General features: G+C 37.7%; 13 protein-coding genes. 4 read left to right on the top strand and 9 right to left on the bottom strand.

The window, feature by feature from the left end; translation table 11 throughout:
• Window positions 1-34 precede the first annotated feature (34 nt).
• A complete protein-coding gene (locus LC115_09940; GenBank protein MCZ2356985.1) occupies window positions 35-811 on the top strand; it encodes a hypothetical protein in 777 nt (258 codons plus the stop codon).
• Here LC115_09940 and mutS read toward each other — a convergent pair.
• Genes mutS through LC115_09925 form a run of 3 tightly spaced genes read right to left on the bottom strand, consistent with a single transcriptional unit; the run spans window position 808 to window position 4,860 of the window.
• A complete protein-coding gene (gene mutS / locus LC115_09935) occupies window positions 808-3,435 on the bottom strand; it encodes a DNA mismatch repair protein MutS (protein ID MCZ2356984.1) in 2,628 nt (875 codons plus the stop codon). The two genes, LC115_09940 and mutS, sit on opposite strands and share 4 nt — an antisense overlap.
• A gap of 14 nt (window positions 3,436-3,449) precedes the next feature.
• Window positions 3,450-4,280, bottom strand: coding sequence for a hypothetical protein (locus LC115_09930; GenBank protein MCZ2356983.1), 831 nt, complete (start codon window positions 4,278-4,280; stop codon window positions 3,450-3,452).
• A gap of 7 nt (window positions 4,281-4,287) precedes the next feature.
• Window positions 4,288-4,860, bottom strand: a complete 573-nt coding sequence (locus tag LC115_09925) for a hypothetical protein (protein ID MCZ2356982.1) — start codon at window positions 4,858-4,860, stop codon at window positions 4,288-4,290.
• A gap of 151 nt (window positions 4,861-5,011) precedes the next feature.
• Here LC115_09925 and tatC point away from each other — a divergent pair, with 151 nt between their 5' ends.
• Together tatC and LC115_09915 are read left to right on the top strand one after the other, a co-directional pair.
• Window positions 5,012-5,833, top strand: a complete 822-nt coding sequence (gene tatC, locus LC115_09920) for a twin-arginine translocase subunit TatC (GenBank protein ID MCZ2356981.1) — start codon at window positions 5,012-5,014, stop codon at window positions 5,831-5,833.
• A gap of 150 nt (window positions 5,834-5,983) precedes the next feature.
• Window positions 5,984-6,487, top strand: a complete 504-nt coding sequence (locus tag LC115_09915; protein ID MCZ2356980.1) for a hypothetical protein — start codon at window positions 5,984-5,986, stop codon at window positions 6,485-6,487.
• Here the strand turns inward: LC115_09915 and obgE are convergent.
• The 4 genes from obgE to LC115_09895 all read right to left on the bottom strand — a co-directional run bounded on the left by obgE (window position 6,460) and on the right by LC115_09895 (window position 9,724).
• Window positions 6,460-7,491 carry a GTPase ObgE gene (gene obgE, locus LC115_09910; protein ID MCZ2356979.1) on the bottom strand — a complete coding sequence of 344 codons (1,032 nt, stop codon included), beginning with the start codon at window positions 7,489-7,491 and terminating at the stop codon, window positions 6,460-6,462. The genes LC115_09915 and obgE overlap by 28 nt on opposite strands.
• A gap of 131 nt (window positions 7,492-7,622) precedes the next feature.
• On the bottom strand, window positions 7,623-8,870 hold the full coding sequence (locus LC115_09905; protein MCZ2356978.1) for an adenylosuccinate synthase: 1,248 nt from the start codon (window positions 8,868-8,870) through the stop codon (window positions 7,623-7,625).
• A 4-nt stretch (window positions 8,871-8,874) separates the two neighbouring features.
• Entirely contained in the window at window positions 8,875-9,234 is a 360-nt protein-coding gene (locus LC115_09900) for an STAS domain-containing protein (protein MCZ2356977.1), read from the bottom strand.
• A 10-nt stretch (window positions 9,235-9,244) separates the two neighbouring features.
• Entirely contained in the window at window positions 9,245-9,724 is a 480-nt protein-coding gene (locus LC115_09895; GenBank protein MCZ2356976.1) for a transcriptional repressor, read from the bottom strand.
• 149 nt (window positions 9,725-9,873) lie between these two features.
• On the opposite strand from LC115_09895, the gene LC115_09890 reads away from it, so the two are divergent.
• Complete coding sequence (locus tag LC115_09890; GenBank protein MCZ2356975.1) at window positions 9,874-11,004, top strand: anhydro-N-acetylmuramic acid kinase; 1,131 nt, start codon at window positions 9,874-9,876, stop codon at window positions 11,002-11,004.
• 82 nt (window positions 11,005-11,086) lie between these two features.
• On the opposite strand, the gene LC115_09885 is transcribed toward LC115_09890, so the two are convergent.
• Window positions 11,087-11,698 carry a hypothetical protein gene (locus LC115_09885; protein MCZ2356974.1) on the bottom strand — a complete coding sequence of 204 codons (612 nt, stop codon included), beginning with the start codon at window positions 11,696-11,698 and terminating at the stop codon, window positions 11,087-11,089.
• A 217-nt stretch (window positions 11,699-11,915) separates the two neighbouring features.
• Entirely contained in the window at window positions 11,916-13,358 is a 1,443-nt protein-coding gene (locus tag LC115_09880) for a hypothetical protein (GenBank protein ID MCZ2356973.1), read from the bottom strand.
• Between the last annotated feature and the right edge of the window lie 65 nt (window positions 13,359-13,423).

Here is a 13,423-nt window from a genome sequence, read left to right as displayed (position 1 = left end):
ACCGGCGCAGCCATTATTACAGTTACCGGATTCTATGCTGAAAAAAATAGTAGAAACCGAAAAACGGTATTTTCAGGAAACTTCTAATCATTCTGAAAAAAATAATGATAATACTGCCGCTATTTTGTTGGAAAAAGCTACTATTTATCAGCAAGTTAAAAAATATGATTTTGCCTTAAAAACATTGCTTAGGATCTCTATAGATTCCCTTAGCCCCAAGATTGCGCAGCAAGTTCGGTATGAATTAGCTGTTTCTTATTACACAATAGGCAATTTTCAGGCTTGCCGAAATACCGTAATGGATTTTTTATCTTCGGCAAACAAACAGGATTCTATTCAGTGCCAATGGTTACATATCTTGTCAATGCTTGATATTCAGAATTTTGAGAATATCCAAATTACGCAGAATTTATACAAACAATTTATAGAAGATTGGGCGAATGAAACTGTAAAAGATTCATTGTTAAAAATATGGAAGTTGCCAAAGTTTAAAAACCCTATTTTAGCAGAAAGGTTATCTTTTTTTCCGGGCTTAGGGCAGATTTATGCCGGAAGCTGGTACAAAGGAATTTCCTCAATGATGATTCAATCTGCGTTTGTTTTTATAGGAAGTTATTGGTTATTAAATCATTACTATGTAAGCAGTGCATTAGTTGGTTATGGTTTATTTTTTTCATTTTACTTTGGGGGGCAGCGTTTGGCACATAACATAGTTGATAAGTCAAACCAAGAAAAGTTTCAACACTTTGCTCAAGGAGTAAGGAATACCGTTTTATGGCTTGAGACGCAACGGAGGCAAAATAGGCGTTAGTGTTCTAAAAGACGTTTTAAATATTGCAATTTCAAGAGGGCTTCTATGGGAGTAAGTCTTTCAATATCAATTTCTTCAATTTCTTTTCGTACTTTAAATGCTTGTTCGTCAGCTAAGGCAAATAGCTGAAGCTGTAGCGGCTGTTGAATTTTTGTTTTTTTGATAGTAGGCAGGTTTTGGTTTTCGGCTGGTCTATTATCTCTTTGGCTTTCAAGCCATTTTAAGATTTCATGGGCGCGTTGGGTAATCGGTTTGGGGATTCCGGCGAGCTCTGCAACATGGATACCAAAACTGTGTTCACTATTTCCGGGTACTATTTTTCGCAGGAAAATAATTTCTTCTTGGGTTTCTTGTACCTGAACGTGATAGTTTTGAACGCGGGGGAGTTGGTCATCTAAGGCTGCTAATTCATGATAATGCGTTGCGAATAAGGTTTTTGCAGAAATGCTGGGTTCGTTATGCAGGTATTCTACCAATGCCCATGCAATTGAGATTCCGTCATAGGTGCTGGTTCCGCGCCCGATTTCATCGAGCAGGACGAGGCTTCTGGGGGTTGCTTGGTGCACAATTTGTGCTGTTTCATTCATTTCTACCATGAATGTGCTTTCGCCGGCAGAAACGTTATCGCTCGCACCTACACGTGTAAAGAGCCTATCCACAATTCCTAAGCGCACTTGGGTAGCCGGCACAAAACTACCCGACTGAGCCAGCAAAACAATCAACGCCGTTTGCCGTAAAATAACAGACTTACCAGACATATTCGGGCCGGTTATCAGCAAAATCTGTTGATTATCAGGAGATAAATAAATATCGTTTGGTATAAATGGTTTATCTCGTGGGAGCAATATCTCAATTACAGGATGACGGCCTTCTATAATTTCAAGTGTAGGGTTTTCATGAAACTCCGGTTTGCAATACTGTAACTTAATTGCATTCCAAGCGAAGCAACGCAATACGTCTATTTCGGCAGCGGCTTTAGCCGCTGCCGAAATAGACGTAACCCACGCCAATAGCTTTTCGATTAGTTCTTGATACAGTTCAGATTCTAATTGAACCATACGATCTTCGGCGTGTAATATTTTTTCCTCTAATTGCTTGAGTTCCGGAGTTATGTAGCGTTCTGCGTTTGTTAGGGTTTGTTTTCGGATATAATCCGGCGGAACTTTGTGCTTATGGGCATTGGTGATTTCGATATAGTAGCCAAAAACATTGTTGAAGGATATTTTTAGGGTGGAAATTCCGGTTTTTGTTATTTCTCGTTCTTGAATATCTGATAGAATCGCTTGAGCGTGTAGGCGGATGTTTCGATATTCATCTAATTTATCAGATATACCATCTTGGATAATATTTCCGGCATTTGTTTGCACGGGGCATTCTGGAAGCAACGTTTTTTTGAGCAATGTAACTGCCTCTTGAATATCAGGTATAACGGGAATTAGTGTTTGAGTTGTTTGCGGGGCAACTTGCTGCAATAATTCAAATAGTGGAAAAAAGTAATGGAGGGCATTTCGGAGTTGGGTAGCTTCTCTGGGGGATATTTTACGGGCTGCTAACCGTGCCGTTGTTCGTTCTAAGTCTCCGATATTTTTCAAGAAACTGGCTAATTCCGCCAGCTTAGGCTGCTGAATAATGAAAGTTTCTACGGTATTTTGCCGATATTGAATTTGTTGCAAGTCGGATAGCGGAAATACGAGCCACCGGCGCAGTAACCGTGCGCCCATTGGTGTTAAAGTGCAATCTAAGGCATCAGCTAATGATTTACCTTCGGGATGAATGGGTTCAATGATTTCTAAATTTCGTAAGGTAAATTTATCCATCATCATAAAATCATGCTGCGGGAGTACGTAAATCTTATGGATATGGGAAAGATTTTTTTGTTCGTTTTCATGCAGATAATGCAAGAGTGCGCCGGCAGCTCGGATTCCGTATTCTTCTTCCTGAACGCCAAAACCTTTTAAAGAAGCAGTTCTAAAATGGTGGGTTAAAATTTTGTATGCAGTATCATACTGAAAAGGCCAGTCTTCAAGGCGAAAAATATGATAATCTTTACCCAAAAGTTCTATCAATTTGGGATAATCAGTACGGCCTACGATAATTTCAGTTGGCTGTAAAGCATAAGTAACTTTTTGAATATCCGTTGGTTTTCCTGAAAAGCAAAAAAAATCTCCAGTAGAAAGTTCTATAAATGCGGCAGAGGTAGTGCTATGGCTAAAAAGTATTGCCATTAGATAATTGTAGCGCTTGGTTTCTAATATTTTATCATTCAAAGCGATTCCGGGCGTTACTAATTCGGTAACGCCGCGTTTAACAATTCCTTTGGCTTGTTTCGGGTCTTCTAATTGGTCAACGACAGCAACTCTATGCCCTGCTCGAACCAATTTTGGTAAATAAGTATCTAACGAATGATACGGAAATCCGGCTAATTCTTGGTCGGCTGCTGCTCCGTTAGAGCGTTTGGTTAGCGTAATTCCCAAAACCTGTGCAGTAATGATAGCATCTTCTCCAAAAGTTTCATAAAAATCACCTACCCGAAAGAGCAAAATAGCTCCCGGATATTTTGTCTTTATTTCCCGATGCTGGCGCATCAAAGGAGTTTCTGCCTTGTTTTTATCAGAACCTCGCATAGGATGCTACTTAACTACGCGCTTATATCCCACGATTTCTCCTGATCCACAAATAGTTTCATATATTCTTTTACTTCTATTCGAATATCGTCTTCTCCTAACTGGTCGTAAGGATTTTCTAAATGTTCCTGAATATTATCTAAACTAACTAAAACAAATGAGTATAAAATTGGCAGAACGTAGCTTAATCCATTGGTATAGTCTTTGAATGTGTGGGCAAAAAAAGGCCCGTAAATTATCGGAAAAGAAAATATAAATACTTTACTATAAGCTCGTAATGTGATTGGAGTCGGGTAGCTGATGATTAGTTTCATTTCTTCAAAACACATTATCATTTTGTTTAGATATTGGCTAAGTCTGGATATTTCACTTGGTGTAATACCAACGGTTCTCATCTCTCTAATCAATTTAGAAAAATCTGAAAATCGGCTATAAACTACTTGTTCTCGTTGGGTATCAATTTCTTCTTGAGCGATGAAAAAGAGTTCAATATCCATTAAAAGTTCTAAACATAAAGATTTTACTCGTTCTGGGAATGGGTTATTCTGGTCAAACTTAGGGTCTCCCCAATCTCGGGCAGCGTAGTAAATACATAAACCGCCTGATTTTATTTGGGCAAGGCTTTTTAGGGCTGCTTCTCTCCGTTGGTAAGCAGAGTTGATGGAAAAAACAATCGGGAAAACGATAGCTGTGGCTATCAACGCCTGCGGAAAGTCTGCCGTATAACCAAAATGATGGCAAATGTAGGTAGCTCCCAAAGACAAAAAAGTAATGGTAATTGTCTTGTAATTAATGATTTTGATTAAGCTGCTGTATAATTTCCCAACATATACTTTGCTATTCATACGGGGTTTATTTTAGGGTTATTTCGTAGCTGGTATAAACACCCATAGATTCAGCTAACTGGCGAATGTTTGTATTGTAGTCTAAAATTTCTTGATTTAGCTGTATTTCGGTTGTGCTGGTATCATTAAAAATATCTTTGTATTTTCTTTTAAATTGTTTTAACGTTACGGTAGCTCCTTGATTATCAGTAATGTTATCACTAAGGATATTGGTTTCCCATTCGTTAAATTCGGTACGATACTTAGTATAGGTTTTACGTAAACGCTGATAGGTTTGCTTAAATTTTCGGGTATGGCCTTGATATTTTTCAACAAAAACTGCTACTCGCTGTTGAGCTTGTTCTTTTTGTTCTTCGTTGTTTACTCTGGCAGCTTGAGCCAACTCATTTTTAACTGAGGTTATACTTGATTCTAAAATACCGATTGTTCTATCTATTTGATTAAGGTGGTCACCCACTATTGACCATTGTGGAGAAAGTGTAACAACCTCGTTTTTAATGATATAACTTACTTCCCCGCAGGATATTAAGTTGAGTGCAGCCACAAAAAACAACCAACGAACCCGAAATAACCGAAGCATCAAACAAAGGTACAATAATTTTATAATTCAGCATTGAATTTTACCCAAACATTCAAAGGGCAGCTAAACAGGTGGTTTAAAAATATTCGGATATTTTGGTTTTTTTTACCGAAATAAGCAAGGGCTTTGTAGTTTAGCTGCGAGAAATAAGATGTTTCGGTTTAAAAGTAGAAAATCAAAGAATAACCTTGAACAAGAAATGTCCTTTTTGGACCATTTGGAGGCGTTTAGGTGGCATTTGGTACGAAGCCTGTGTGTGGTAGGAATATTGATGATAGTGGTTTTCAACTATTTAGATCAGGTTATAGCAGAAGTTGTTTTGGCTCCTTTTCGCCCAAATTTTCCGGTAAATGCTTGGCTTTGTATGGTTAATAAGGATTTATGTTTTGAGAAAATAGATGTTGTTTTTCAGGCTACGGAGCCTTATGAGCAATTTACGCGGGCGTTTTTTTTAGCTTTTATGGGCGGGTTGGTGGTAGGCTCTCCGTATATTTTGTGGGAAGTATGGCGTTTTGTGAAGCCTGGCTTGCGTAGCTCCGAAAAAAGTTTAGCCCGCTGGGCGTTCTGGTCTGTTTTTATCTTATTCAACACGGGTTTTGTTTTCGGCTATTTTGTGATTACACCTTTTTCCGTCCGATTTTTATCTTCTTTTAAATTAGCTCCTGAGGTACAAAATATCTGGCGAATTGGGGACGTGATTTCATTAATTACCGAAATTAGCATTGCAGGAGGGATTTTATTTGAACTGCCATTTGTTTCATACATCTTATCAAGGTTGGGGATTTTAACACCTGCTTTTATGAGAAAGTATCGCCGCCACGCAATTGTTATCATTTTGATAGTTGCCGGCATTTTGACCCCGCCAGACCCATTAAGCCAAATATTACTCGGAGTTCCTATGTGGGGACTTTATGAAGTAAGCATCTTGATTAGTGCTTATGTACAACGAAAAAAGTTAGTAAAACAAAGATAGCTTATTGGATATAAGATGATTAGAAATCAATTTTAATTTTGTGTTAAATAGAAATTCCGCGCTATTTTTTTAACGTAAATGCTGACGCTGAAAACAACTAAATCAAGGTTATATTTGTTTTGCAAGATTGATTATTAACCGCAACCTATTGTGAAATATACATATAAATTGCTTGTAATTATAGTATTAGCATTTCTTTTTCTTTTTTTATATGATAGGTATCGAGTAGTTCCGGAGATTTTTTTTAACCAAATAAACCTTTATTCTTGGGAAGGAAAGCAAGTATTTCTAAAGCCTAATGGAAAGTTTCAATTAGTAGTTTTTTGGCAAACGTGGTGTGGAGATTGCCACGAGGGTATGCCCAAAGTAAGTGCCGCGTTGTTTTCAAAACCAAATATTGAAGGTATCGCCATTACGAATGAACCTTTTGAAAAACAACTTTCTCATCAAGCTAAATTAGGTAATTGGAATTTCCTTAGAGTTGATAGTGAACGAGATAGAACGATTTTGGCATTACAAGATTTAGGTGTTTATTCTTTTCCGACTTACTTTTTGCTAAATCCAAGTGGTGAAAAAATCTGGAGTTGTATCGGAAATGTGGATACGGACGAGGTTAATCGGCTTATTCAGACGAAAGAAGTTTCAGTACCATAGTTTTTTCTGGCTCGTTGAATCATTGGCCATACAAGGTCATTTAAGGTAGCCAAATTTTGGCCGGTAGCTGCTGAAATAGCTATTTTTAAAATATCTGAAGGTAGTAAGGCTAATTTTTCAGCGATGATTTCGGGGTCAGCTATCAGGTCAATCTTGGTTAAAACTACCACAAATTCCTTCTCTAAGAGTTCCGGCTGATAGTTTTCTAATTCACTACGTAAAATCTGGTATTCTTGAAGGATATTTTCATGGGTAGCCGAAATTAGAAATAATAAAACAGGGTTTCTTTCAATATGCCGTAAGAAGTTGATTCCCAGCCCTTTTCCGGTATGTGCTCCTTCAATGATTCCCGGTATATCAGCCATTACATAAGACTGATAATCTTTGTATTGCACAATTCCGAGATTTGGTACAAGTGTGGTGAACGGATAATCTGCGATTTGCGGCCTTGCGGAAGAAAGTGCTGCCAAAAGGGTCGATTTTCCGGCATTAGGGAAGCCCACTAAGCCAACATCAGCTAAGGTTTTCAGTTCGATAATAACAGTGCGTTCTTGGGTGGGTTCTCCGGGCTGTGCGTAATCCGGTGCTTGGTTCGTAGATGTACGAAAGTGATAATTTCCTAACCCGCCTCTTCCGCCTTTTAATAATAAAAGTTCTTGCCCGTCAGTAGTGATTTCTCCTATAAACTCCTGTGTATCAGCATCATAAAATGTTGAGCCAAGCGGTACTTTCAAGACAGTGTCAGCTCCGCTTTTTCCATTACACCGGCTTCCGCTACCCGGTTTTCCGGGGTCTGCATTAATAAATTTGCGATATTTTAAGTCTAATAAAGTCCAAAGCTGTTTATCTCCCTTAACGAGAATGTCGCCGCCATTACCGCCATCGCCGCCATCAGGCCCTCCATTTGGCACATATTTTTCTCTTCTATAACTAACGGCACCTTTCCCGCCGGCACCACTGCGAAAGTAAATTTTTACGTAATCAACAAAATTAGACTGAGTCATACTTGATTTTTTATACTCCTAAATCGCTTAATATATTCTTGATAATCAGCCTATTAATAAAATAAAATAAGCAAGTCATACAAAAAATGATAAATTCATGTTATTATTTTACCTTATCGCAGAAACTTCAGTTAGAGTTCCACCCAAGATTCTCGCTCAGGCCCGGTTGATAGAAAATGAATCTTAGTTTGTACTTCTTTTTCAATCAGTTGAATATACTGCTGCAGAGCGGGGGCGTTTATTGAGGTAGGTTTAGACCACGCGGGTAGGGTTTGATATTGTGGTATTATTGCGGCATTTGCGTTATATGGAGGTAAAGATAGTTCTTGCCCATCTGCCAAATAATGTGTTGCAACCTGGATTGTTTGGAGCTCTGCAAGAATATCTGCTTTGGTCATGAGTAGGTGTGAAACGCCGTTTCTTCGGATAGCATAACGCAGGGCAGGAATATCTAACCAGCCACAACGTCTGGGTCTTCCGGTAGTCGCTCCAAATTCGTTTCCCAATGTTCTGAGCTGTTCACCGGTTTGGTCATGTAGCTCGGTGGGGAAAGGGCCGTTCCCTACTCGGGTACAATAAGCCTTAAAAACACCAAATACATTACGAATAAATCTGGGCGGTATTCCCAATCCGGTGAATGAACCAGAAACAACTGTGTTAGAGCTGGTTACATAGGGATAAGAACCAAAATCTATATCTAATAATGAACCTTGTGCTCCTTCTGCAAGTACGGAACTGCCTGCGTTTATCTGGTCATAAAGCCAGTCTTCAGCATCAATGATAGAAATATTCTCTACAATCCACTGTGTAGCATCTAAAAATTCATCTATCTGTTTATCCGCAACATGAAGGGCATTTAGCAGGGCTAAGTAGATGTTATGTGTTTCTGTAAGACGGCGGACGTGCGTTTTGAAGTCTGCCATTGATATATCTCCTATTCTGAGGCCGCGTCTTCCAGTTTTATCTTCATAAGCGGGAGAAATGCCGCGTAATGTAGAGCCTATTTTTTGTGAACCTTGTGCTAATTCTCGGGCTGCGTCAATAGCTCGGTGGCCGGGTAATATCAGGTGAGTACGCTTTGCGAGCATTAACCGCTTACGCACAGGAATGCCTGCCGCTTCTAACTGTAAAACTTCTTCCCGAAACGTAATGGGATCTAAAACAACTCCTGCTCCAATTAAGCAGTAACAATCTTCCTGAAAGATTCCGGACGGAACTAAGTGCAAAACATACTTTTTCCCTTGCAACCAAAGAGTATGGCCGGCATTCGCACCTCCTTGAAAACGAGCTACAATCTGATACTTAGGGGCTAAAACATCAATCAGTTTTCCTTTTCCCTCATCTCCCCATTGCAGCCCCACTAATACATCAACTGCCATAAATTTAATTTGATAGCCGTGCTATCGCAGTATCAACAGTATCTGTTATTCCAAAAATTGAATTTAATTTAGTGATAGAAAGTAAATTAAATATATTTTTTGCAGGGTTACTCAATAACATTTCCCCATTATGGCTTCTGACTCGGGTCATCAATGTGATAAATACTCCCAAACCCGTGCTGTTGATATGTTTTAAAGCCGTTAAGTCAATAACAAACCGCGTATAGCCTTGCTCTAAATAGCGAGCAAAGTCTGCTGAAATGTTTCCACTTTCGTTTTCTCCCAGCATACTACCGTCTAACGAAAAGACAACTACTTTGCTATCAGCGACATAATGTGTGTAAGTCATATCTAAATCTGTCATAAAGTTAAGATTAATCATTCATTTTTGCACAATCATTTTTTTTACAATTTCCATACAGAACTAATGAATGATGTTTAATGTCAAATCCAAGTAAATCACCCATAGTATTTTGTATTTCAGAAATTCGTGGATCACAGAACTCAAAAACCTTGCCACAATCTATACAAATCAGGTGGTCATGTTGGCGAAATCCATAGGCACGCTCGTAAAGTGCTTGGTTAGACCCAAATTGATGCCGAATTACTAAATCACAATCTACCAATAAGTCCAATGTGTTATAAACAGTAGCTCGGCTTACCCGGTAATGTTTGTTTTTCATGTGAATGTATAAAGATTCTACATCAAAATGGTCTGTACGGGAATAAATTTCCTCTAAGATGGCAAAACGTTCCGGAGTTTTTCGTTGATTATGCTTATCTAAGTAGGCAGAGAAAATTTTTTTCACAGATTCAAGTTTCTCTTGTGTGATTACCTTAGGATTTTCGGGCATCTTTAAATCGGGAATTTATACGCAAAAAGAATAATATTGGTTTTCTTTGACTGCAAAATTTTAAAAAAAAAGTGGTAATTGCAACTATTTCTACTTCGGTAGCGAAACCTTTGGGAGAACTTGCTAACTATTTGTGAACACTAAACGACATGAACCTAAATCAGAATAGAAAAATTTTAGGAATCGGCCTGATGGCCGGCACTTCATTAGACGGACTTGATATAGCTGCAGTCCGCTTTCAGCAAGAGGGTGAAAAATGGAAATGGAACTTTGAAGTATGTGAACACATCCCTTATCCGGAGCAATGGTATGCACGATTAAAATGTTTGCCGGACCAAGACGGAGAGACTTTTTGGAAAACACACATCTATTTTGGGCATTTTTTGGGTAAAGAATTAGCTGTATTTATCAAAAAAAACGCATTGAGGCCGGATTTTGTTGCCTCTCATGGGCAAACAATATTTCATAATCCGGCAAAGGGTTACACTGCCCAGATTGGAGATGGAGAAACTATGGCTACCTATCTACCTTGCTTGTTGGTAACGAACTTTCGTACACGAGACGTTGCCTTAGGCGGGCAAGGAGCACCCTTAGTTCCCGTAGTCGAACCTATTTTGTTTCCGGATATTCCTGTATTCTTAAACCTTGGCGGAATTGCAAACATCAGCTTCCATACTTCGGATAAACCGGCTATCGGCTGGGATATCGCGCCTTGCAATCTGATAACCAATTTTTTATATCAACAAATTACCCAAAAAAACGGTTATGACGAAAACGGAAACCTTGCTAAACAAGGAAATTTTAACCCAGAATTGTATCAAATTCTACAAGAATGGCCTTACTTAAAACTTCCTCCTCCTAAAAGTACCGGCAGAGAAATAGTTGAAAAAGAAATCATACCGATTTTATTATCTGCAAATATTCCCCTGCAAGATATTTTAAACACATATCACCAATGGCTTACCGAAATAATTACGGAAACTATTATAGAATATGCTCCAGATACTACAAAGACGTTAATAACCGGAGGCGGATTCCATAATGAATACACAAAATCATTATTAATCAGTAAGTTATCATCTAAAAACATCACTTTGTCTTTGGTAGGCAATGAAATTATAGATTTTAAAGAGGCTCTTATTTTTGCTTTTTTAGGTTTAAAGACGTTATTTGGGCAGCCTAATACCGAGCCAAGTGTTACCCATTCGGTTAGGAATGCAGTTTCGGGCAGCATACATCAGCCTGGCAATAATGCTAACGCTATTTCGTTATTGTTCTGAATATTAACCCAATAAGTTGAAATAACGGTTATTACCCCATTTTTTTATCATACCATCTGAGCCACAACCAGATTACAGCTATTCAGGGCGCTGTAAATAATCGTTTTTTTTCAGCGAGGCTTACCAGAAAATCTTGAATTTCAGGATTTTCTCTGAAAATAATCATTGCAATTGGGGTTGTTTTAGCAGTAATTCTTTGAAATGGCATTTGATAAATATCTGCCTGAAATTCATATAAATAGGCACATTTTCCCACTCCCTTACGGAGAGATTGGGGAATTATATCGCCGGTATTTACATAAAAAGTATTACGTTGCTGGGCAGTCAAGCGGTTGTTTTGGATAGAAAGAGCTAAACTTTGGTCATGGGTAGGCAGTAAAAAAAAGCTATTGGTACTGGGTTTAGCGGGGCAAACTATTCCGATAGCCGTAGAATCCAGCAAAACAACCTGATTTCGGATTCCAAACTTAGCTATCCAGTTTGGTTCCGGCAGTATTAATAAGTCTGTGGGAACACCTAACTTTGCTTGTTGGCATAAAAAAGCAGCATTTCCATATCGAAATTTAACAATCACAGTTGGAAAGCGAGCCTCAATATCGGATTTCCAACTGATAGAAAAAGGGCGCAAGCTATCTTCGCAGGATATATAACAAAGTTTTGAGCCATCGCACCGAAGAAGAAATATTCCACTCAAAAAAAGGCCCAAATAAAATAGCTGCTTCATTTGCTTAAAAATAATAGATTTAGTAATCTGGATGATTGGTGGGTACTAGGAAAGAGAAAATAACTCATCACAAATTAGAAATTAGTTCGAGGAACTATCTACTTTTCTAAGAAGAAAGAGAATTGGCATACTTTAATAGCAGTTATACTTCAATAGAGAGAAAAATAGCTGTCTAAACCACAAACAATTATTTAAATTTAAGCTGTTTATATATTTCTATACCGCTTTCTGAATTATCACTTACTTGTATAGTTTCGTCATTTAAAAATTTAATAATTCCACGTACATAGCTACCATCTCGTTTCAGTACTTTTGCTTCAAAATAATCAAGTTGGTCATTGGATACAAAAGTGATTTTTCGCCATTTGAATGAACTTAACCTGATTTCATTATTACTAGAACGTACAAATCTACGACCCTGTATAATAGTATATGCGTCAGACCGTAATTCGATAACTTTACCTACATATTCATCGCTGTTAAAATCTTTTTTTATCTCAATTATCATCCCTTTATAGTAATTATCATTAGTACAAATCCATTTTCCAACCAGTATGTCTTCCATATTTTCAATAATACGCTCATCGGCAGAAGTGCTGGGGGGTGTTTTTGTGGTGGCGGGGGGATAGTACTTTGAAGGAGTAGTGGGTTGTTCTGTGGTAGTAGAAGAGTTATCTGTATCATAATTTGTAGCTAATGTTTTTTTGCTTATACGCGCCGTAATGGTTCTACTCCTACCGTTTATAGCTACTTTGCAAGAATTGTTGCTTGAAATTAACTTATAAGACTCGTCATACCAACCCTCAAAAGTATATTCGTTAGAGGTGAGTTCTATTGAAATTGGAACAATCGAGCCGTCAGCATAATTTGTTCCACTTCCTTTTAATTTTGCTATATTGGAATAGTTATTAACAGACAGGTTAATTCGATAAGTAGATATTGTGTTTTTTGAGGGTGATTCTTGGCTTTTCGATACATCTCGTCTTACAAAAAGGTGAAGTATAAACTCATCCTCAGTAGGAACAATAAATGCCCACAATTGGTTTATATTGCCATAACTGTAAGTGGTTTGAGCTTTTTTAACGTCTTCTGTTTGTTTATTGTAAACAGTAGTTATTTCAGTATATGCTGTGCTTGTGCTTAACTCACTTTCTATTTGATTAGATTGTTCTATTAAAGCTATTGTAATAGCTTCGTTTTCTGTTTGATTGTTAGAAGTTGAAAATTTCCTTTGATTAGGATGAAATATTTTTTGAGAAGAGAGCAGGCGTATCGTATCATTTATAGCTTGTTCTTTCAGGTAAATTTGATTTGTAAGTTTTTTTATGGAATCAGATAAGTCAGAAGCTACTATCCCATTTGGGAAAAAATCAACTATATAGTTATTTAATGTTTGTGTTTTTTGTTTTATCTTCTGGATTTCTTCTTCAATTTGTTTGTTAAGTTGTGCAACTTCATTTGTATAATTATTCCATAAAGATTGAACAGTGTTTTTGGTTTCTATATTTTGCTGTTGCATTGAAGGCAATGCCTCACTAATTTTTTGATTTAACCTTTCAACAGTTGATGCATCAATAGCTAATTTCTGAAATGTTTTTAGCAAGACATCAGGATGTTCGCAAGAAACCATTTCAATAGGTTTTAGAGGTTGTTTAAAATTTATTTTTTTATTCTGTTAAGCATAATTCTAATCAT

The sequence above is a fragment of the Bacteroidia bacterium genome (assembly GCA_026932145.1).
GTDB lineage: Bacteria > Bacteroidota > Bacteroidia > J057 > JAIXKT01 > JAIXKT01.
The sequence above is the reverse complement of the archived record's forward strand: the minus strand, read 5'-3'. Positions and strand labels throughout refer to the sequence as shown.